Raw genomic sequence first — 19,944 nt, forward strand, 5'->3', positions numbered from 1 at the left:
AACCCCGTCAACCCGGCCAACCGTTTGCCGCGCCGCCTGCCGACATCTCGACAGGGCGCCATTGCGCTTTTCATCGCGTTGCAATTGTCCTGGGGATTAAAGGCACTGTTTTCCACAGCCTTCCTGCCGGTATTTGCGCGCATTGGATTCATTGGCGCGGTTTTCCTGTTCGTGTTCTATGCCACGGCACGGCGCCACGCTGTGCTGCGCCTGCTGGCAATCGCGCTGCTGGCGCCGCTTGCTTCGATGGCCACTTTTATCGTCGCGGAGTGGCCGCATGTCGGGAAATACCTGGATAGGGTGGAGGGCGTGGGCGCGCTGGTCGTCCTGACGCTCGTTTCCTGGATATGCGGGCTGGTCTCGGCGGCGATCGCACTGCGCCTCGAACGCCTGGTTCGTGAACGGGACGACCGCGCCCGCGCGGCGAGTGAAAAGGATGCGCTCGAGCGCAGCTTGCTCGATGCTCGCCTGCGTTTGTTGCAGGCACAGATTGAGCCCCACTTCCTGTTCAATACGCTGGCAAATATCCAGGCCCTGGTCGAAGCAGGCTCGCCTAACGCGGCTCCCGTGCTGCGCCATTTGATCAACTACCTGCGCGCAGCCGGCCCACACCTTGCCGATGCAGACGCGACGCTGGGCCGGGAATTACAACTGGTGGAAGCCTATCTTTCGCTGATGCGGATGCGTATGCCTGACCGGCTCACATACACCTTGTCGGTTGCGCCGGAGCTGGCCAGCCTGCGCTTTCCCGCCATGGCTTTACTGACGCTCGTTGAAAACGCAGTCCGCCACGGCATAGATCCCACGACCGATGGCGGCCGTATCGATGTGGGCGCCAAGCGCGACCGCGGCACAGGAGCCGTCAACGTCTGGGTAGCAGACACCGGCTCAGGAATGCCGGAATCGGCCGCACCCGGTGCCGGCCTGGGCAATGTGCGTGCACGGCTGCGCGCCACCTTTGGCGACACGGCCCGTCTCGACCTGCATGAAGTCGCGCCACACGGACTGCGCGCAGAATGTCATTTCACAGTTAGGGAAACCGAATGCAGTCCATCACTGCCCTGATCGCAGACGACGAGCCATTGCTGCGCCAGCACCTGCGCGCGCAATTGCAGCGACTTTGGCCCGACCTGCGCGTCGTTGATGAAGCGCGTAACGGCTACGAAGTGCTCGAACTGTTTGACGTTCACCAGCCGGACATGGTGTTTCTAGACATCCAGATGCCTGGACTGAACGGAATCGAAGTGGCGCGGGCCCTGGCACGCCGTGCCCACCTCGTCTTTGTTACCGCATTTGAGCAGTACGCGATCCAGGCCTTCGAACAGGGGGCAATCGACTATCTGGTAAAGCCGCTCAATGGGCAACGGCTGGCCGATACTGTCGAACGGTTGCAGCAAAGGCTAGTGCACAAACAGGTCGATCACTCCGCGCTGGAACTGGCGCTTGGCCGCGTCGCGCAGGCAATGGGCAAGCAGCCGCAGCGCGCCTGGCTACAGTGGATCAAAGCGTCAGTTGGCACCAGCGTTCGCCTGATCCCTGTCGACCAGGTGGCCTACATTCGCGCCGAAGAAAAATACACGCTGGTCGCATGGGATGAGGGAGAAGCGCTGATAAGGAAAAGCATCCGCGAATTGGCCGAAGAACTAGACCCAGCACAATTCGTGCAAACCCACCGCTCGGTCATCGTCAACTTGAGGTATGTGCGCGAAATGATACGCGGAATGAACGAAACAGCCGAGCTTCACCTGCACGGCCGCAGCGAACTACTGCCGGTCAGCCGCAGCTATCTGCACCATTTCAGGCAAATGTAGAATCACCACACTATCGAATGAGGGATATGCAATGAACACGATCTTCATCACCGGCGCGGCGGGAGCACTTGGCAGCGCCGTCGCGCGAGCCTTCGATGCAGCCGGCGCCAATACCGTTCTCGTTGGAAGGGATACCGCGCGGCTGGAAGCTGCCTGTGGACCGGCGGGCGAACGCCGCATGTTTGCCGTCGCCGACCTGCGCGACGCAGCCTCAGTCGCCGCCGCGGTTGGTGCCGGTGCCGAACGCTTCGGCCGAATCGACGGCTTGTGCAATATCGCCGGCGGCTTCGCGATGGGCACGCCGGTGCATGCCACCGCCGATGCGCAATGGGACGAGCTGTTTGATTTGAATGTGCGCAGCCTGCGCAACGCCGTTGCCGCAGTGGTGCCCGGCATGCTGGACGGGCAGGGCGGCAAGATCGTGAATATCGCTTCCGGCTCGGCGCGCCAGGGCCTGGCGAATATGGGTGCCTACTGTGCCAGCAAGGACGTAGTGATCCGCCTCACCGAGTCGATGTCGGCTGAACTGCGCGGGCAGGGCATCAACGTCAACTGCGTCCTGCCAGGCACCATCGATACGCCGGACAACCGCGCCGCGATGCCGAACGCCGACCGCGGCAAATGGGTCATGCCGGAAGCGCTGGCTGACGTGATCCTCTACCTCTGCAGCCCCGCTGCCCGTGCCATCCACGGTGCGGCGATCCCTTGCACCTGATCAGTGGCACATGCCGTAGGCTTGCTTGTCCTCAAACCAGCGGTAGGTAAAGGTGCGGGAGACGTAGCGCTTCTCGCCGATGATGACGTCGGGCGGGGTCAGGTCGAAGCGTTTCGGCATTTTGCCTTTGATGATCAGGCGGTAGCGGAACTGGGTGTCGTCGCTGGTGCCGACGGCATACAGGGCCAGCGGCACACCGTTAACGATTTCGACGATCTCGGGCTTCGCGTTGGTCGGGCGCTGGTAGACGCTCAGCACCGTCGCGTTTTCAATCAGCGGGCCCTTCGGTTCGCTGACCTGGAAGTGGGCAGTGGCAAAGTGAACCTGGGTCGTGCGGGGCAGCATGTAGTTGACCCCGATCTCCATTCCGCCGTCGGCTGCTTGCGGCAGGACTGTCGTGGCAGCCACGGTAATTCCGCGCGGGAACTCAAAGGTATCGGCGTCGACCGGCGTGCCGCAATCCGGCGAAGTCGCCTGGTATAGCGCGGCAGGAGTATAAGTGTCACCGCAGCCGGCAAGGGCTAGCAGCAGGGCGAGTGGCGCGGCTTTGCGCATGGTGTGAACCTCTTCTTTCTGGTCCCACAGTTTACCCGACCGGCTAGCTGAGTGGTGCGCCGCCCGCTTTGGCGCAGTGTTAGTCTTGAACCAAAAGTAGCGACGGGAGGCACGCATGATCCACCATCTCGGTATCGTCGTTTCGGATTTCGTGCGCAGCGCGGCGCTTTATGATGCCTGCCTGGCGCCGCTTGGAATCCGGCGCTCAGTGTCTGACCTGGACTGGGCCATTTATGCCTCCGGCACCGGCCATCCTTTCCTGTGGGTAGGCGCGGAAATTCCCAGCTTTTGGGAAAGCGGTCACGAACCATCGCGCAGTCCCGTCCACCTGGCATTTTCCGCTCCGAACCGGGACGCGGTGAATGCGTTCTACCATGCGGCGATTGACCTGGGGGCCGAAGACAACGGCCCGCCAGGTCCACGCGTCAGCGATGCAAACTTCTACAGCGCCTTCATTATTGACCTCGACGGCAATAACATCGAGGCCACCGTCCAGGAGAACTAGCCCCGCTTCAGCCGGCTGCGCACAGCGGCCGACTTCATCAGGGATTTCCATTTCTGCCGTTCGGCAATCCGTTCCAGTGCGGTTTGCTGGTTGCGCTGTACCTCGCGCTGCAGCTTGTGGAAGTTGTGCAGGCGGTCGGGATCGACATGGCCAAGCACAGCGCAGCCAGGTTCGCCTTCATGCCGGCAATCGCGGAATTGGCAGCCTGTCGCCAGCGAATCGATATCATCGAAGGCCGACGACAAGGATTCGGGACTCAGGCTGCGCAAGCCCGGGGTATCGATGATGCAGGCGCCGGAAGGGCACAGGTGCATCGACCGTGCTGTTGTCGTGTGGCGGCCGCGGTGATCGGTGCGCCGCACGCCGCCGGTTTCCTGCGCCGCTCCGGCCAACGCATTGGTCAGCGTCGATTTGCCGGCGCCGGACGAGCCGAGCAGGCAGATCGTCTGGCCCGCGCCCAGCCAGGGTGCCAGTTGGGCGACAGACTCCGGATCAGTGCCATTCACCAGCAGGAATTGCGTGCGCGGCGGGAGCCGTTCCGTCAGCGAGGCCACCAGCCTGTCGATGTCGGCGCCGAGATCGGGTTTGCTGAGGACGATCAGTGGCGTGACTTCGGCGGCTGCGGCCAACGCAAGGTAGCGTTCGATACGGCGCAAGTTGAAATCGCCGTCCAGCCCCATGACCAGCAAAGCGGTATCGATATTGCTGGCGATCGGTGGAGCATCTGCGCGTGCAAATTGATTCATTGGGGATAAACGATGATTTATCCACACCTCGTTTAATGAGTTGACCTCCGCGATTACCCAGTCGCCGACACAGAGCGGTGTATCGGCAAGCAGGCGGGGCAGGGCGCGTGCGTGCAGTTCCGCCGTGCCGTCGTGCAGGGTGATACGGTCGCGTTGGTATTCGGTGATGCGGTATAGCCGGCCGGCAGGGGCTTCAGCCAGGCGCGAAACGATGGTGTTGTTAAGTCCGATACTGCGTAATGCTTCGTAGTCGAAGTCGATCATGATGATGAGCGTTTTCCATAGGTGAACACAGCCAGCCACGCGCGGCGTGGCAAGCAGGAATAGTCTGGAAATGTCGGCGCCCGGCGGGGCGCTCTAGCTCAAACGCAGAAGGTCAGGCAGCCGACAGGAGGGCAATATCAAACGAACGCATGGCAAATCTCCTGTGGGTTGGTGGGTAAGCCGCCAGTGTCGCATTGGCGGCAAGGCAAGTCAATGCGGTGGCTCGCGGTCGACGGTACGGACTTCCGAGCACTCGGGTTGCAGTGCTTCCTCGATGGCTTCCAGCGCCAGGTGGGGCTGGGCAGCACCGCACATGAAGATGTCGGCGGCCGCAAAGCCGTTTTCCGGCCAGGTATGGATGGAAATATGGGATTCCGCCAGCAGTACCACGCCGGTCACGCCCAGCCCTGCGCCGAAACTGTGGAAGTGGCTGTGCAGCACCTGGGCGCCGGCCGCCGCTGCTGCACTGCGCAGCAATTGCTCAATCGCTGTGCAGTCCACCAGCAGGCTCGGATCGATGCCTGCCATGTCCGCGAGCAGGTGCGTGCCACTAGGTTGGTGAATGCTCACTTGTGGCCTCCGCCGCCGCCACCGCTGCCCCAGCTGCCGGAGCTGGAGGACCAGCTGCTGCCGCGATAGCCGCCGCCGCTGCTCGACGAAGGTTCGCTGATGAATTTGACCCAGCTTGTGCCCACGCTGAACATGCTCACCACCACGGCGTAGCCAAAGAATTTATTCATTTTTTGTTTTGCTCGTCGATTGCATCCAGCACCAATGCCGGCAGGTAAAGCGCCAGGGCGGCCACAATAGTGACGCCGAAGCTGGCGCCAAAGTTGAACAATAGCGGAATCGCGTTCAGTACCAGCATGCCGATGATCCAATTCTTGGCCGAGCGCGCATAGCGGCCCTTACCGGAATCTTGTGCAGCCGCGCTACCGGCCTTCGCTTCGCCTTTGACCGCATCGCCGAACCAGGCTTTGAGCTGATCCCAGGCGACCGGAGTCGAGCGCGACCAGCCAAGTTCGGTGGTCGTGATTTCGGCCGCCAGCGTGACTTGCTGGCGTTTGAACTCGTAGACGTGGGTATGGTCGCCCACCTGCACGCGCCAATTGAAGGCGCCGGCCGCGTAGGTGACGACGGAGTTGTAGTCATACAGCTTGCTGTAGTCGGCCTTGTCGAAGGTGACCGATTGGGAATCCAGTACTTTCGCCTCCGGCCACTGGTCCATCACATTCGCGCGCGACCAGCCGTCCTCGGTCTCTACCAGCCAGGTAAAGCCGTTCCGGCTGCCGTACAGCAGGTATTCGGTCCAGCCGCTGCCTTCGTCGTCGGCACGGCGCATCACGCCGATTACGGTGAAGTCCTGGTTACCCAGCTTGCCGCTGGAACCCAGCGGCAGCGTGAAGCGCTCCTTCTCTTGCCGCTCGCCGATTGCGATGACTTCCGCTTTCGGGCCGCCCGCGTCGATCTGGGTTTGGCAGGATTGGCAAACCAGGCTGGCCGTCAAGCCGGGCAGGTATTTGATCTGGGTACCGCAGTTCGGACATTCCAGCGCATCGAGCTTGCCGCGGTAACGGCCGGTGGTGCGTTTGATTTCGTCGACATCGCGCAGCAACTGGGCCTGCATGCCCTCCAGTGTGACTGCGATACCGGTGTACATCAGCGGCGGGCCGTCGTCGGAGTAGTCGAGTGTGATGAAATGGTCGGCGCGGCGGAAGTCCGCGACTTTCGCTTGCCAGCCGTCGCCTACCTTGAACGGCAGTTCGCCCTGGCCGCCAACGCATTGCGCGGTCCTGACGTCGGCCGACATATAGCGCGCGCCAACCAGCTGGTAGGGCTTGCCGGGGACGATGTCTTCAAAGGCCGGCAGCTGCGAGTCGGGTTTGCGCAGGGTGGTTACCGTGTACTGGCCCGACGCATCGCCCAGCCAACCGCTGGTGGCGTCGTCGAAGACGATGAACCACTCGTTCCACATGCCGGCGTCGTACTTAAGCTGGATGCGGCCCACCACATTGAAATTGCGGCCGCCCAGCACGCCGCTGGTGCCGACCTGGATCGGGGAATAGTCCTCCAGCACGGAGGAAATCTTGCCCAGGTCTTTGACCGCGCCGGCTTCCTTCAGTACACGCGTGTTGCAGTACTCGCACACCGCCATGACGGAGGCGTGCGAGCGGAAGTTAACCTCTGCGCCGCAGCTAGGGCAGGAAACGGTTTGCATGCGGCCTGGCTTATCCGATCAGTTTCTTGAGCAATTCAGCCTTGGTGGCGTCGTAATCGGCTGCCGAGATCAGGCCCTTGTCCAGCAGGGCTTTCAGCTTGCCGAGGCGGTCTTCGATCGATTCCTGCGCCGGCGCGGCCGGAGCTGCTTCTGGAGCAGGAGCTGGTGCCGCGCCCGGGTTCAGCGCCTGGCCCATGGCCTGGCCCATCACCTGGCCGACGGTCAGGCCGGCACCAAGGCCGGCGCCGATGCCCGCTAGGCCGCCTTCGTTGCCGGCAGCCAGAGGGATCGATTGCGCCACCTGGTATTTGGTGTAGCCGGCCATCTTGGCATCGCTCATGCCGCCCTTCATGCCGGCGGAGATACGCTCGTCCAGCGCGGCTTGCAGTTCTTCCGGCAGGCTGACGCTGGCGACATTGAATTCATCCAGGCCGATGCCGTAGCGCGCGAATGCGTCGGCCAGGCCGCCTTTGACTTCCTGCGCCATCAGGGCCTGGTTGGCCGCCATGTCGAGGAATGCGATCTGCGAAGCACCCAGCGAGTTGGCCATGGAGGCCAGCAGGATGCCGCGCAGCTGGTCTTCCACGTCGTCGCGGGTGTAAGTGCTGCGGGTGCCGCTCAATTCGGTGAAGAACTTGCGCGGATCGGTTACGCGGTAGGAGTACATGCCGAAGGCACGCACGCGGATCATGTCGAAATCCTTGTCGCGGATCGTGATCGGCTGCGGGGTGCCCCACTTGCGGCCGGTCTGCACGCGGGTGCTGAAGAAATAGACATCCGACTTGAACGGCGAGTCGAACAGCTTGTCCCAGTTTTTCAGGTTGGTCAGCAGCGGCAGGTTTTGCGTGGTGAGCTTGTGGGTACCAGGTCCGAACACGTCGGCGATCTGGCCTTCGTTGACGAATACTGCGACCTGCGACTCGCGCACGATCAGCACGCCGCCGTTCTGGATTTCGAAGTCCTGCATCGGGTAGCGCCAGGACAGTACGCCTTCCGTTTCTTCATTCCACTGCAGTACGTCGATAAACTGCTTCTTGATAAAGCTGCCGATACCCATGATGTGACCTCTTAGGAAATGCAGGCGGCATTGATGCCGCCGATGGAAAGCGAAATAGTGCCGAGCAGGCCGCCAAAGGCGCTGTTGTCGGCTTCAATCTGGTCTTGCGCCATTTTCAGGCAGTGCGTCGTAACAGCATAGCCGAGCGCTTGCACGACCATCGCGCCGACGGCCCAGGCCAGGAACTGCTGCCAGTTATTGGTATGCAGGATGCTCGATGCGATGGTCATCGAAAAGCCCAGCATGGCCCCGCCCAGCGACAGGGCTGCGGCGTGGTTGCCCTGCCGGATCAGTTTTACTTCGTCATAGGGCGTCAGCCAGGTATAGGCTTTGAAGAAGACTACCAACAACAGCGCGGCCAGTGCCAAGTGGACCAGATAATTTAGGATGGCGTTCACGTCGATCCCCGGTTAAAGTGACAAGCTTGTAGCAAAAGAAACATATTAGAACAAAAGCACTCAAATGACCAAAAAGATTCTCATTGTTTCAGTCTTCGTCGTCGCTTCCTGCGGACTTGCCTACGAATTAATCGCCGGTGCTCTTTCCAGCTACCTGCTGGGCGACTCGGTGCTGCAATTCTCCACCATTATCGGCTGCTACCTGTTTGCGATGGGCGTCGGGGCCCATTTTTCCAAATATGTGAAGGACGAAGACGTGTTGGCGCGCTTCGTCGACATCGAATTGGCGGTTGGCCTGGTCGGCGGCCTGTCGGCTGCGGTGCTGTTCATGACTTTTGCATTGGCTTCCGCGCCGTTCCGCACGTTGCTGTACACGATGGTATTCCTGGTAGGGGCCATGGTGGGCATGGAGATTCCGCTGGTGATGCGGGCCTTGAACTCGCGCCAGACGGAATTCAGTGAGCTGGTCAGCCGGGTGCTGACCTTCGACTACCTTGGCGCGCTGGCCGTGTCGCTGCTGTTCCCGCTGGTGCTGGCGCCGCAACTTGGACTGGTGCGCACCGGTTTCCTGTTCGGGATGCTGAATATCGCGGTCGCGCTGTGGACAATTTACGTTTTTCGCACAGAGCTTGCGAACGTGACAGGCCGTTTGCTGCGCGCCAGCGCGGTGATGCTGGCGCTGGTGGTCGGCTTCAGCGGCGCGGACCGGCTGACCGGCTGGGGCGAGCATGGCTTGTTCGGCGATGAGATCGTGTATTCGACCAGCACGCCGTACCAGCGCCTGGTCATCACCAAATGGAAGGACGACCTGCGGTTGTACATCAACGGCAACCTGCAGTTTTCGTCGCGCGATGAGTACCGTTACCATGAGGCGCTGGTGCATCCGGTGATGGGCGCGCTGCCGTGGGCCAGGCGGGTGCTGATCCTGGGCGGCGGCGACGGCCTGGCGCTGCGTGAAGTTTTGCGTTATCCACAGGTGGAACACGTGACGCTGGTGGACCTGGACCCTGCGATGACTGCAGCGTTTACCAGCCGCGACGAGCTGGTGGCGCTGAACAAGGGCTCTTTCCGCGACAAGCGCGTCACCGTGGTGAATGCCGACGCGGCGATCTGGCTGCAGCAGAACCAGGATATGTTCGATGCGGCGATCGTCGACTTCCCCGATCCTTCCAGTTTTGCGCTGGGCAAGCTGTATTCGGTGCCGTTCTATGGTGTGCTGAAAAAGCATATCGCGGCTAACGGGCTGGTTGTAGTGCAGGCGACATCGCCGTTCTTTGCACCGCATGCTTACTGGACGGTCGATGCAACGCTGCGTGACGTGGGCATGCGCACCTGGCCGTATCACCTGTATGTGCCATCGTTTGGCGAATGGGGCTTCATCATGGCCTCGCCGCAGCTTGAATACCGGCCGCCCGAGTCGTACAGCCTTCCGATGCGCTTCCTGAACGCGGAAACCACGCGCGCCATGTTTGCCTTCCCGCCGGATATGAAACCGCTGCCGATGGCGCCGAACCGGCTCAACACCCAATCGCTGGTGCATGAATTCGAACAGGACTGGCGCAGGGTGATTCGCTGATGCTGCGCCGTTCTTTCCTGGCCTGGGCCGCGGCCAGCGGCGCTACCGCGGCGGCCAGCGTGGCGGGCTACCTGCGCTGGCAGGAGATAACGCCGGCAGTGAATGCCCCGGGGCGGGAGGAGGGCCACTTCCTGCGCGACCGCAAGCCTTTGCCTGCGCCTTCGCAGGCGCTGTCGACGGACGTGCTGATCCTCGGTACCGGTATCGCCGCACTGACAGCGGCCTGGCAGTTGCGCAAGCAGGGGCATGATGACTTCCTGATGCTCGATGGGCCGGAACCGTATGGCAATGCGGCCGGCGGGCATTTTGGTTCGCTGGTTTATCCAACGGGTGCGCATTACCTGCCGCTGCCGACCGAGGAATGCGCCCACGTGCGCGAATTGCTGGCGGACCTGGGGGTGATCCAGCGTGGGGCCACGTCGCGCAAGCCCTACTACGATGAGCGCTTCGTGCTGCATGCACCGGAAGATCGGCTGCTGTTCAACGGCGTCTGGCAGGAAGGCGTCTTGCCGCATGAAGGCGTGCCGGATGCCGACCTGGCCGAGCACAAGCGCTTCTTTGCGCAGGTGGAGGTGTTGCGCGGCGCGGTCGGGGCGGATGGGCGGCGCCGATTTACCTTCCCCAGCGAGCATTCGTCGACCGATGCGGAATCGATGCAGCTTGATGGCATGAGCTTTGGCACGTGGCTGGCGCAGCACGGCTATCGGGCACCCTCCCTGCTTTGGTACATGGATTACTGCTGCCGCGACGATTACGGCGCGGGAGTCGATGCGGTATCTGCTTGGGCGGGGTTGCATTATTTCTGCGGGCGCGGCGGCGAAGCGGAGAACGCGGAGCCGGGTTCCTGGCTGACCTGGCCGGAGGGACTGCAGGCGCTGGCAAGCGGGATGGAGCGGCTGGCGCGGCCAAAGCGGCTTGCGGGCAGCGCGGTGCGAGTGCACACGGACGGCGCCGCTGGCGTGGAGGTGCTTTGCTTTGCGCTGGAACGCGGCGTGGCACGCACGTTCACGATTCGTGCGCGGCGCGTTATTTCGGCCATGCCGCTGCATGTTGCGGCGAGGGTTGTGGAAAACATGCCGGATGTCCACAAGCAGATCCACGCACCCTGGATGGTGGCAAATTTCCTGATGAAGCGTTTTCCACGGGAGTTGCCGGAGGTGCCGTTGTCCTGGGATAACGTGGTGCATGGCGCGAAGGGCCTGGGTTACGTGGTGTCGACCCACCAGGATATTCGCGTGGCGCCGCCTGAGAAAACCGTCTTCACCAGCTACGTGGCGCTGGCCGACCGCGATCCGCGCGAGGCACGCAAGTGGATGACGGCTGCCAGCGGCGACGAATTGCTGGCGCTGGCGAGCGTTGACCTGAAAGCAGCCTACGGCGCGCAATTCGAGCGCTGCGTCGAGCGTGTGGACATTACCTTGCGCGGCCATGCGATGGCAGTGCCGGTGCCTGGATTCCGCGGTGATGCGGGTCTGAAGGCGTTACGCGAGATGGACGGTCCGGTGCTGTTTGCGCACTCGGACCTGAGTGGCTTCTCGGTGTTCGAGGAAGCGTCCTGGTGGGGATACCGCGCAGCGCAGCGGGCACTGCGCGGTTAGCTGCCGGGTCAGGCCGCCGGCGGCAAGGTGTTGGAGTAGACCGAAGCGCCGTCCAGGTCCCTGAGGTCGATGGTGAACGCTTTCGTCAATGGGTCGACGTTCACTTCACCGAAGAACTGGAAACCGGCGAATGGTGAAAGGTTGGACTGTCCGGCGGGTGGGGCTTTCTGGAATTTGACCTGTGGCCCGAACGTGGCGTCCAGGGCGTTGGGGCCGAAAGTACCTGCGTTCAGCGGGCCTGCAACGAACTCCCAGAATGGCGAAAAGTCGGTGAACTGGGCCTGCGCCGGATCGTAGTAATGGGCGGCGCAGTAGTGCACGTCGGCAGTTATCCACACCACGTTCTTGATCGGCTTGATGTCGCGCAGCAGGCCGGCCATTTCGATTTCGCGGCCCAAAGGCACGCCATCATTGCCGTTGGCGATTGCTTCCCAGCGTGCGGTGCCGCCGGCGTCCTTGCCGTCGGGCACCTGCAGGCCGATCGGCATGTCGGCGGCAATCACTTTCCACGTTGCGGTTGATTGCGCGAGCGAGTCCTTGAGCCATTTGACTTGTGCCGGGCCAAGGAAGGCGCTTGCGTCGCTCTCGACGGCTTGCAGGTTGGTGCTGTTCGGGCCGCGATACGAGCGCATGTCGAGGACGAACACGTCAAGCAAGGGGCCGTAGGGAATCCGCCGGTAGACGCGCTGCGATTCAGGCTGGTCGCCCCAGCGCATCGGGGCGTATTCCAGGAAGGCTTGTCTGCCGCGCGCGATCAGCGTCTGGATATTTTTCTCGGTGTAACGGGTGTCGCCTCCCAGGTCCTTCGACGCCGACCAGTTGTTGGTGACTTCGTGGTCGTCCCACTGCCATATCTGCGCTACTTCGGCGTTGAAACGGCGGACATTCTCGTCCATCAGGTTGTATCGGTAGCGGCCGCGGAATTCATTGAGCGTTTCGGCGACTTTCGACACTTCCGGGGTAACGATGTTCTTCCAGATGCGGCCATTTTCCGCTTTGGTTTCGGCGCTGATCGGCCCATCGGCATAAATATTGTCGCCGCTGTGGACAAAGAAGTCCGGCTGGCGCTTGCGCATGGCTTCGTAGATCTTCATGCCGCCAAATTCGGGATTGATGCCCCAACCCTGGCCTGCGGTATCGCCGCTCCACACGAAACGCACCGGGCGTTTGCCGTCCGGCGATGGGAGGGTGCGGAAACTGCCTGTCGCGAGTTCGCTGCCGATTTTCAGGTCGGTGGCGCTGTCGTAGGAGACGCGCAGGAATATCTTCTCGCCGGAAGGCAGTCCGGTCAACTCAATACGGCTGGTGAAATCGCTTGCCTCGGTGGCAGTCGGGCCGATCACCTGGCGTGGATTAAGGAAGCTTTCAGTGGTATCGAACTCCACGCGCATGCGGGCCGGGCGGTCGGAACGTGCCCATACCATGGCGCGGCCATCAGCGATGTCGCCGATCTGGAATCCATACGGCAGCTTGGGACGTTCGGATTCGGAAGCAATGATGTTCGGCGCTGCCGTGGAGCTGCCGGAGCCGCAACCTGCCAGGCCGAACGCTGCGCTGCCTACTGTGAATGCCCCGCTGTGGGTGAGGAAGCGTCGGCGGGTATAGCCGGGATTCGTCATATTGAAACCTCATTGATGTTGGACGGTACATCAATGTATTTTCCGAATGTGACGGGCAAATGAAGAAAGGCCTCTTCGTGCTCGAAGAGGCCTTTTTGGGGAGAGGCGGGATTACTTGGCTGCAGGAGCTGCTGCCGGTGCAGGCGCCGCGGCCGTGACTGGGGCCGGGCTCGCCTTCACTTCGGACTTGGTTTCAACAGGCTTTTCGGCCTTCTTGTGGGTGCTCTTGTGAGTGGTTTTCTTTGCCACTTTTGCTTCGGTCTTGGTTTCTGCTTTGGCTTCTACTTTGGCTTCAGCGGCTGGCGCTGCTGCCGGCGCCGGAGCAGCTGGAGCAACCGGGGTGGTAGCGAAAGCAGCGGAAGCGAACAGGCCGGCGATCAGGGTAGCGATGGTCTTTTTCATGGTGTGTGTCCTTTAAGTCGAGTTTGGGGCTGCGCGATTGGCAAAGATTACTTGGCTGCCGGGGTTGCGGCAGGAGCTGGAGCAGGAGCAGGAGCTGCAGCCGGTGCAGGCGCCGCGGCCGTGGTCGCAGCCGGGCTCGCCTTCACTTCAGACTTGGTTTCAACAGGCTTTTCCGCCTTCTTGTGTGCTGCTTTGTGCACGGATTTCTTCTCGACTTTTGCTTCGGTCTTGGCTTCTGCTTTTGCTTCTACCTTGGCTTCGGCCGCAGGAGCTGCCGCCGGCGCCGGAGCGGCTGGAACAACAGGGGTGGTAGCGAATGCAGCGGTAGCGAACAGGCCGGCGATCAGGGTAGCGATGGTCTTTTTCATGGTATGTGTCCTTTTAATCAGTAGTCTTAAATTCGGTTTGGCGAGGATTACTTGGCTGCTGGAGCGGCGGATGGCGCAGGCGCAGCTGCGGGGGTGGCGCCCGCCTTCACTTCGGTTTTGGTTTCAGCAGGCTTTTCAGCCTTCTTGTGCGTGCCTTTGTGTTCGATTTTCTTCTCGACTTTCGCGTCTACCTTGGCTTCAGCCTTGGCGCTGGTGGCTGCCACGGCTGCCGCAGGAGCTGCTGCTGGCGCTGGAGTGGTTGGGGCAACCGGAGTGGTAGCGAAGGCAGCGGTAGCAAACAGGCCGGCGATCAGGGTAGCGATGGTCTTTTTCATGGTGCGTGTCCTTTGGAAGAATTTGTATAAATCGTTTAGCTAATTATTCGATTACTTTCTTTCAGCTGCAGGCTTTTGAACTTCCTGCTTAACTTCTTGTTTGACCTCGGCTTTGACTTCGGCCTTGACTTCAGCTTTGACTTCCGGGACCGCTGGGGTAGCTGGGGCAGGAGTTTGTTGTGCGAATGCGGCGCTTGCGAACAGGCCGGCGATCAGGGTTGCGATGACTTTTTTCATTTTTAAATCCTCACTATTTAGTTGATCTTGTGTAGCGCACTGTTTCCTGTGTCACTGAGCTGAAAACGGGTTCACTCAGCAGTGTGTTGACCGTCATTACAAACCCTTACATTTGTCGCAGATTTACAAAACTTTACGCAGGACTCATCGAAGCGACATGCCGGCTCCCTAAAGTGGCCCTACCCACAAACCTTTATCAGGAGATGTCATGAACAAGAAGTCCTGGATCGCAATTGCCGCTGTTGTTGCCGCCCTGGGTGGTTCCGGAGCTTATGCCGGTGCAGACCATGCAGGCGGCCAGGGCCACGTCCACGGCCATGGCCATAGTCCGTGGACGATGGATGCCGCACAGGCGGACAAGCACATCCAAACAATGGTGGCGCACATCCTGCCCGATGCGACGGAGGCCCAGAAATCGCGCCTGGCCGAAATCGCCAAGGCCTGCTTCAACGACGTGAAGCCGATCCACCAGCAATTGCAGGAGGGGCATGAGGCGATGTCGCGCCAGCTCTCCCAGCCGGCGATCGACCGCGCTGCGCTGGAGGCCCTGCGCGCCGACCATGTGCAGAAAATGGACCTGATGTCGCGCCGCGTGCTGGCGGCGGCGATGGATGCCGCCGAAGTGCTCTCGCCGGAACAGCGCACCAGGTTCAATGGGGCCTTGCACATGATGGCGACGAGCCATATGGGGAGTCATTAAGTTATAGTTTCAACCATGTCCCAACCCCTTGTCCTCATCATCGACGACGACCAGCGCCTGGCGGCCATGGTTGAAACCTACCTGGCCCAGAATGGCCTGCGCGTGGAGCATGCCTGTACCGCGCAGGCGGGATTGGATCGGCTGGCGCAGGCCGCGCCGGGCAGTTTCTCCGCCTTGATCCTGGACCTGATGTTGCCCGACCTCGATGGGTTGGAGGTCTGCCGCCGCCTGCGCGGCATGCCGCAACCGCTGCGCAGCCTGCCCGTGCTGATGCTGACGGCCAAGGGGGATCCGCTGGATCGTGTCATCGGCCTGGAGCTTGGGGCCGACGACTATTTGCCCAAGCCATTCGAGCCGCGCGAGTTGCTGGCGCGCTTGCGTGCCCTGTTGCGCCGTCCGACCCTGGCAGGCCCGGCCGGGGCCTCGGGCGCCGAACCGCCGTTGCGCTTCGGGCGCCTTGAAATCGACCCCGGCGCACGCATTGCGCGTGTCGATGGCGCCGAGCGCCCGCTGACGGCTTACCAGTTCGATCTTTTGATGGCCTTCGCCCACAGCGCCGGCCGCGTGTTGTCGCGCGAACAGTTGATCGATGCGCTCAAAGGCGGCGCGCTGGAGCCATTTGACCGTTCCATTGACGTTCATGTGGGCCGAGTGCGCGCGGCGATCGAAGATGATCCCAAGGCACCGCGCCGCATCATCACCGTGCGCGGCGCCGGTTATGTCTTCGCGAAAGTCCAGGATGCGTAGCCTCGGCTCGCGCATGTACGTGCGCATTTACGCGACGCTGCTGGCCTGCATCCTGCTGGCCGTCCTGATGTTCGGCTACATCCACTTCTGGTTCGCTCCGCCGCGTCATATGCCGCGCAATGCCACCATGGCGGTGACGCTGCTGCTACTGATGATCGCGATTGTGATTGCGGCGGGCGCCTATCCGGTCGTGCGGCGGATAACGCGCAGGCTGGAGCAACTGCAGGGCAGTGTGCAGGCTTGGGGGCGTGGGGACCTGGCCGCGCGCGTCGATGCCAAGGGCTCGGACGAAGTGGCGCAACTGGCGGCCAGCTTCAACGATTCGGCCGCGCGCATCGAGGCGCTGGTGGAGGCGCAAAAATCCTTGCTGGCCAACGCGTCGCATGAACTGCGGTCGCCTTTGGCGCGGATCCGCATGGCGGTCGAACTGCTGCAGGATTCAGCCAGTCCGTCGATACGCCAGGAATTGGCACGAAATATTGCGGAGTTGGACCAGTTGATCGATGAAGTCTTGCTGGCCAGCCGGCTCGATGCGGTGCCGCAGGATGGTGCGGCACCGGAAGAGGTGGACTTTACCGGTATCGTCGCCGAAGAGTGCGCGCGGCTTGATGCTGCGCTGGACGGGGGCGCAGGCGTCGTGCGCGGCGATGCGACGCTGTTGCGCCGCATGGTGCGCAACCTGCTCGAAAACGCCCGGCGCCATGGCGGCGAGGCCGAGGTGAGCGTGATGCTGGCCGGCGCTGCGGGCGGAACCATGCTCGATGTTTGCGATCGGGGTCCGGGTGTACCGGCGGCCGAGCGTGAGCGCATCTTTCAGCCGTTCCATCGGCTTCCCGGGGCATCGGAGAAGGCGGGCAGCGTCGGGCTGGGCCTGTCGCTGGTGCGCCAGATTGTCCGCCGCCATGGCGGCGAGGTCGAATGCCTGCCAAACGGCGAGCATGGCGCGTGCTTCCGGGTTACGCTCCCGTCAGGCGGTCAGCCATCCGTTTGATGGCGCGCAGCTGGCGGCCGCCCTGCACCGAGTAGTCCGGATCGTCGTAGCCCCACCAGTCCCAGCACGCTTTGGGATTGGGCATCGGGCTGATTGCCGCCGTTTGCGGATAGAGCACCACGATGCGGTTGGTGTCGGCCCAGGCGTTGTAGCCGGCGTGGCGGGCATAGGTATCTTTCAAGGTGCCGATGTCCTGCATGCAGCCGTGCAGGGCGATGTGCAGCTTGCAGCCCGCGCCGCCGGTTTCGCAACCCGGTGGAATGTAGACATAGCCGGTGTTGGCCATGCCGTGCGTGGTGGGCGAAGGGAGGAATTCGGACTGGTCGAATTCCTGCAGCTTGCCCGCCGGGGCGGCGTTGTCGGCGCGCGCTTTCAGCGGTCCGTAAATCCATTGCAGCAGGCCGCCGGCCGCGTCGAAGCCGCAATTGCTGATGAACGGCGCGGCCAGTGCGTCGCACTTGTTGCCATAGCTGTCGGTCGGCATGGCATGGCCGGCGGCCAGGTCGTTCTTGTATTGAAGCTGTGCGGCGGGAATGAAGGCTGCGTAGTATTTCGCCAGGTCGGCCATCGCGGCCGGCGGCACCAGCTTGTCGAGGGTGCCGGAGAACATCCATACGCGATGCGAGGCCAGTTTCGCGACCGGATCGACCTGGCCGGCCTCGGCGCGCTTGCGGGTCACCGCCGCCAGCTCGCCGACGTCGGCGCCTTTGCAGCTTCCGATGGCGTTCATCATGCTGCCTTGCGCGCAGTAATAACTGCCGCCGGCGATGATGCCTGCGCCAACCACGCTGCCGGAGTAGGCGACCTGGTATTGCACCGCCATGAAGGCACCCGACGACAGGCCGGATATCGATACCTGCTGCGCTTTCATCGCGGGCAGCGGCGCCGGCCCGGCCACGGCTTGTGCGGCGGCCAGCGTCAACGTGCAGCCTGCAATTGTCATACAATCGGAAATTCGAACGTACCGGAAGAGACTACCCATGCCATCTATCCTCACCAAGTTTGCAGCGCTGTCCGCGCTGAGCCTAAGCGCTGCTGCTGCCTTTGCACAGGCACCTGCCGCGCAACCTGCAGCCGCCCCCAGCGCCAATGCGCCGGCGGCGAGCTGCCCCGCCATCCTGAAACAGTCCTTCAACCGCCTGCAGGACGATGCGCCGCAGGACCTGTGCCAGTACGCCGGCAAAGTGATCCTGGTGGTCAACACGGCCAGTTTTTGCGGCTATACCCCGCAGTACAAAGGACTGGAAGAAGTGTATGCGAAATACTCGGGAAAAGGTCTGGTCGTGCTGGGCTTCCCGTCGAATGATTTCGGCAGGCAGGAACCTGGCAGCAGCAAGGAGATCTCTGACCTCTGCTACAACACTTATGGCGTGAAGTTCCCGATGTTCGCCAAGTCCGTGGTGTCGGGCGAGGCGCCGAATCCGTTCTATGCGAAGCTGATCAAGGCGACCGGCAGGACGCCGGCCTGGAACTTCCATAAATACCTGATCGATCGCAAGGGCAATGTGGTCGAGAGCTTCCCGAGCAAGGTCAAACCGGATGACAAGGCGCTGGTTGAAGCGCTCGAGAAGGCCCTCGCGGGCTGATTACGCGGCGGCGGCCACCGGCGCGGAGGCGAGGGCGAAGCCTTCATCCAGCCAGCCGGTGATCCCTCCGGTCATGATCTTCACCGGACGGCCAAGCTTGGCCAGCCGGATTGCCGCCCGCGCTGCGCCGTTGCAGTGCGGGCCGGCGCAGTAAGTGACAAACACGGTCTCCGGCGGGTATCCGGCCAGTTTGGAGCCGATAATCTTGCGCTGCGCCAGGTCCACCGCGCCGGGCACGTGACCGGCTGCAAATTTCTCCGTTCCCCGTACGTCGAGCAGCACGAAATCCTGCTGCGCGGTGCCCATCACGCTGTGGACATCCCAGCAATCGGTTTCAAATCGCAGCGAATCTTCGAAGTGAGCGAGGGCGTCGGCACTCGGGGCGGCGGCGATTTCGGTGACGATGGATGGCATCTGGATTCTCCTGTAGCGGTTGAAAGTGGCTCCATTGTCGGCCGCCGGCTCCGCCCCAGGCAGTGGCGCGAATGCCATATTGCGTTAAGATTGCGCCATGAGCGCGAAAAAACACCTGGTCGTGGCGCTGGCCTACGACGGCCTGTGCACCTTCGAATTCGGCTGCACGGTCGAATTGTTTGCCCTCGATCGTCCGGAGCTGGGCGTTGACTGGTACGACTTTGCCGTTTGCGCTGTCGAGCAGGGGCCGATCCGCGCGGCGGGCGGCATTGTGGTGCAGGCACCTTACGACCCCTCGCTGCTGGAGCGCGCCGACACCATCGTGATTCCAGGCTGGCGCGATGCCGACGAAAAGCCGCCGGAAGCCCTTCTGACGCAAATCCGTGCTGCCCACGCACGCGGCGCTCGCCTGTGCACCATCTGTTCCGGCGTTTTCATCCTGGCTGCTGCCGGCGTGCTCGATGGGCTGCGCGCCACCACCCACTGGCGCTACGTTGAACGTCTGGAGCGCCGTTATCCGCGCATCCGTGCGCTGGCGGACGACCTGTATGTCGACGAAGGGCAAATCATTACCTCGGCCGGCTCGGCCGCGGGACTGGATATGCTGCTGCACCTGGTGCGGCGCGATTACGGCGCGCGCGTCGGCAATATGGTGGCGCAGCGGCTGGTGGTGGCGCCGCATCGCGAAGGCGGCCAGGCGCAGTTCCTGCCGCGGCCTATGGCCCATGATGAGCAGGGCAGGCTGTCGCGCCTGATGGACTGGCTGCGCAGCCATCCGGCCGAGCCCCACACCGTGGCCAGCATGGCCGAGCGCGCGGCCATGAGCCCGCGCACCTTGCAGCGCCAATTCCAGGACGCTACCGGCATGGGAGCGGTCGACTGGCTGTCACGCGAGAGGGTAGCGATTGCGAAGGATTTGCTGGAATCACCCGATATTGCGCTGGCCCAGGTAGCCGAGCGGGCGGGTTTCGGGTCGGAAGAGTCGCTGCGCCACCATTTCCGCCGCATTGCCTCGACCACGCCGGGCGCATACCGGCGTGCTTTCCTTGTCACGGCCAATCGTGCGGCATAAGCTGAGGGCTCACTTCACAAGGAGATTCAC

Annotated in this window: 25 protein-coding genes; 11 read left to right on the forward strand and 14 right to left on the reverse strand. The window is 62.4% G+C overall.

The window, feature by feature from the left end; translation table 11 throughout:
- Positions 1 to 24: 24 nt before the first annotated feature.
- Genes ASE26_RS14350 through ASE26_RS14360 form a run of 3 tightly spaced genes read left to right on the forward strand, consistent with a single transcriptional unit; the run spans position 25 to position 2,526 of the window.
- A complete protein-coding gene (locus tag ASE26_RS14350; RefSeq protein WP_162259176.1) occupies positions 25 to 1,065 on the forward strand; it encodes a sensor histidine kinase in 1,041 nt (346 codons plus the stop codon).
- Positions 1,044 to 1,811 (forward strand): LytTR family DNA-binding domain-containing protein, encoded by a 768-nt coding sequence (locus ASE26_RS14355; RefSeq protein WP_055927320.1) that lies wholly within the window; start codon positions 1,044 to 1,046, stop codon positions 1,809 to 1,811. Before ASE26_RS14350 ends, ASE26_RS14355 begins: the two co-directional genes overlap by 22 nt.
- A 31-nt stretch (positions 1,812 to 1,842) precedes the next feature.
- On the forward strand, positions 1,843 to 2,526 hold the full coding sequence (locus tag ASE26_RS14360) for an SDR family NAD(P)-dependent oxidoreductase (RefSeq protein ID WP_055927317.1): 684 nt from the start codon (positions 1,843 to 1,845) through the stop codon (positions 2,524 to 2,526).
- Here the strand turns inward: ASE26_RS14360 and ASE26_RS14365 are convergent, their stop codons facing one another.
- Positions 2,527 to 3,081, reverse strand: a complete 555-nt coding sequence (locus ASE26_RS14365) for a hypothetical protein (protein WP_055927314.1) — start codon at positions 3,079 to 3,081, stop codon at positions 2,527 to 2,529.
- Positions 3,082 to 3,196: 115 nt separating this feature from the next.
- Here ASE26_RS14365 and ASE26_RS14370 point away from each other — a divergent pair, with 115 nt between their 5' ends.
- Positions 3,197 to 3,586 carry a VOC family protein gene (locus ASE26_RS14370; protein ID WP_057246453.1) on the forward strand — a complete coding sequence of 130 codons (390 nt, stop codon included), beginning with the start codon at positions 3,197 to 3,199 and terminating at the stop codon, positions 3,584 to 3,586.
- Here the strand turns inward: ASE26_RS14370 and rsgA are convergent.
- The 6 genes from rsgA to ASE26_RS14395 form a co-directional block, all read right to left on the reverse strand.
- Positions 3,583 to 4,596 carry a ribosome small subunit-dependent GTPase A gene (gene rsgA, locus ASE26_RS14375; RefSeq protein WP_057246454.1) on the reverse strand — a complete coding sequence of 338 codons (1,014 nt, stop codon included), beginning with the start codon at positions 4,594 to 4,596 and terminating at the stop codon, positions 3,583 to 3,585. The genes ASE26_RS14370 and rsgA overlap by 4 nt on opposite strands.
- Before the next feature lie 210 nt (positions 4,597 to 4,806).
- A complete protein-coding gene (gene speD / locus ASE26_RS14380) occupies positions 4,807 to 5,166 on the reverse strand; it encodes an adenosylmethionine decarboxylase (protein ID WP_055927306.1) in 360 nt (119 codons plus the stop codon).
- Positions 5,163 to 5,336: a hypothetical protein gene (locus tag ASE26_RS31205; RefSeq protein WP_200953774.1), complete on the reverse strand. Its 174-nt coding sequence runs from the start codon at positions 5,334 to 5,336 to the stop codon at positions 5,163 to 5,165. The genes speD and ASE26_RS31205 overlap by 4 nt, the downstream gene beginning before the upstream one ends.
- Complete coding sequence (locus ASE26_RS14385) at positions 5,333 to 6,814, reverse strand: DUF4178 domain-containing protein (protein ID WP_057246455.1); 1,482 nt, start codon at positions 6,812 to 6,814, stop codon at positions 5,333 to 5,335. The genes ASE26_RS31205 and ASE26_RS14385 overlap by 4 nt, the downstream gene beginning before the upstream one ends.
- Positions 6,815 to 6,824: 10 nt before the next feature.
- On the reverse strand, positions 6,825 to 7,871 hold the full coding sequence (locus ASE26_RS14390; protein WP_055927299.1) for an SPFH domain-containing protein: 1,047 nt from the start codon (positions 7,869 to 7,871) through the stop codon (positions 6,825 to 6,827).
- 11 nt (positions 7,872 to 7,882) lie between these two features.
- Complete coding sequence (locus tag ASE26_RS14395) at positions 7,883 to 8,269, reverse strand: DUF350 domain-containing protein (RefSeq protein WP_055927296.1); 387 nt, start codon at positions 8,267 to 8,269, stop codon at positions 7,883 to 7,885.
- 64 nt (positions 8,270 to 8,333) lie between these two features.
- On the opposite strand from ASE26_RS14395, the gene ASE26_RS14400 reads away from it, so the two are divergent.
- Positions 8,334 to 9,845, forward strand: a complete 1,512-nt coding sequence (locus ASE26_RS14400) for a polyamine aminopropyltransferase (RefSeq protein WP_055927292.1) — start codon at positions 8,334 to 8,336, stop codon at positions 9,843 to 9,845.
- On the forward strand, positions 9,845 to 11,443 hold the full coding sequence (locus ASE26_RS14405; protein WP_057246456.1) for an NAD(P)-binding protein: 1,599 nt from the start codon (positions 9,845 to 9,847) through the stop codon (positions 11,441 to 11,443). The genes ASE26_RS14400 and ASE26_RS14405 overlap by 1 nt, the downstream gene beginning before the upstream one ends.
- An 8-nt stretch (positions 11,444 to 11,451) precedes the next feature.
- Here ASE26_RS14405 and ASE26_RS14410 read toward each other — a convergent pair whose 3' ends face one another.
- From ASE26_RS14410 to ASE26_RS14430, 5 genes are all read right to left on the reverse strand, one after another.
- On the reverse strand, positions 11,452 to 13,062 hold the full coding sequence (locus tag ASE26_RS14410; RefSeq protein WP_055927288.1) for an alkaline phosphatase: 1,611 nt from the start codon (positions 13,060 to 13,062) through the stop codon (positions 11,452 to 11,454).
- Positions 13,063 to 13,173: 111 nt separating this feature from the next.
- Positions 13,174 to 13,464: a hypothetical protein gene (locus tag ASE26_RS14415; protein ID WP_055927286.1), complete on the reverse strand. Its 291-nt coding sequence runs from the start codon at positions 13,462 to 13,464 to the stop codon at positions 13,174 to 13,176.
- A gap of 47 nt (positions 13,465 to 13,511) precedes the next feature.
- Positions 13,512 to 13,832 carry a hypothetical protein gene (locus ASE26_RS14420; protein ID WP_055927284.1) on the reverse strand — a complete coding sequence of 107 codons (321 nt, stop codon included), beginning with the start codon at positions 13,830 to 13,832 and terminating at the stop codon, positions 13,512 to 13,514.
- A 47-nt stretch (positions 13,833 to 13,879) separates the two neighbouring features.
- Entirely contained in the window at positions 13,880 to 14,167 is a 288-nt protein-coding gene (locus ASE26_RS14425) for a hypothetical protein (protein WP_055927280.1), read from the reverse strand.
- Positions 14,168 to 14,218: 51 nt separating this feature from the next.
- A complete protein-coding gene (locus tag ASE26_RS14430; protein WP_055927277.1) occupies positions 14,219 to 14,404 on the reverse strand; it encodes a hypothetical protein in 186 nt (61 codons plus the stop codon).
- Between the two features lie 208 nt (positions 14,405 to 14,612).
- Between ASE26_RS14430 and ASE26_RS14435 the strand changes: the two genes are divergently transcribed.
- From ASE26_RS14435 to ASE26_RS14445, 3 genes are read left to right on the forward strand one after another with little or no spacing between them, the layout of a single operon-like run.
- Positions 14,613 to 15,104, forward strand: a complete 492-nt coding sequence (locus tag ASE26_RS14435) for a Spy/CpxP family protein refolding chaperone (protein ID WP_055927274.1) — start codon at positions 14,613 to 14,615, stop codon at positions 15,102 to 15,104.
- A 15-nt stretch (positions 15,105 to 15,119) separates the two neighbouring features.
- Complete coding sequence (locus ASE26_RS14440) at positions 15,120 to 15,851, forward strand: response regulator (RefSeq protein WP_055927271.1); 732 nt, start codon at positions 15,120 to 15,122, stop codon at positions 15,849 to 15,851.
- The gene (locus ASE26_RS14445; RefSeq protein ID WP_229207083.1) at positions 15,823 to 16,842 is read left to right on the forward strand and encodes a HAMP domain-containing sensor histidine kinase; all 1,020 of its coding nucleotides are present in this window, start codon (positions 15,823 to 15,825) and stop codon (positions 16,840 to 16,842) included. Before ASE26_RS14440 ends, ASE26_RS14445 begins: the two co-directional genes overlap by 29 nt.
- Here the strand turns inward: ASE26_RS14445 and ASE26_RS14450 are convergent.
- The gene (locus ASE26_RS14450) at positions 16,808 to 17,785 is read right to left on the reverse strand and encodes a PHB depolymerase family esterase (RefSeq protein WP_055927265.1); all 978 of its coding nucleotides are present in this window, start codon (positions 17,783 to 17,785) and stop codon (positions 16,808 to 16,810) included. The genes ASE26_RS14445 and ASE26_RS14450 overlap by 35 nt on opposite strands.
- A 37-nt stretch (positions 17,786 to 17,822) precedes the next feature.
- Between ASE26_RS14450 and ASE26_RS14455 the strand changes: the two genes are divergently transcribed.
- Positions 17,823 to 18,428, forward strand: a complete 606-nt coding sequence (locus ASE26_RS14455) for a glutathione peroxidase (RefSeq protein WP_055927261.1) — start codon at positions 17,823 to 17,825, stop codon at positions 18,426 to 18,428.
- Here the strand turns inward: ASE26_RS14455 and ASE26_RS14460 are convergent, their stop codons facing one another.
- Entirely contained in the window at positions 18,429 to 18,842 is a 414-nt protein-coding gene (locus ASE26_RS14460; RefSeq protein ID WP_055927258.1) for a rhodanese-like domain-containing protein, read from the reverse strand.
- A gap of 97 nt (positions 18,843 to 18,939) precedes the next feature.
- Between ASE26_RS14460 and ftrA the strand changes: the two genes are divergently transcribed.
- Entirely contained in the window at positions 18,940 to 19,914 is a 975-nt protein-coding gene (gene ftrA / locus ASE26_RS14465) for a transcriptional regulator FtrA (protein ID WP_055927255.1), read from the forward strand.
- Positions 19,915 to 19,944 lie beyond the last annotated feature (30 nt).

This window comes from Duganella sp. Root198D2 (assembly GCF_001428585.1).
In the GTDB taxonomy this organism is placed as follows: domain Bacteria; phylum Pseudomonadota; class Gammaproteobacteria; order Burkholderiales; family Burkholderiaceae_D; genus Rugamonas.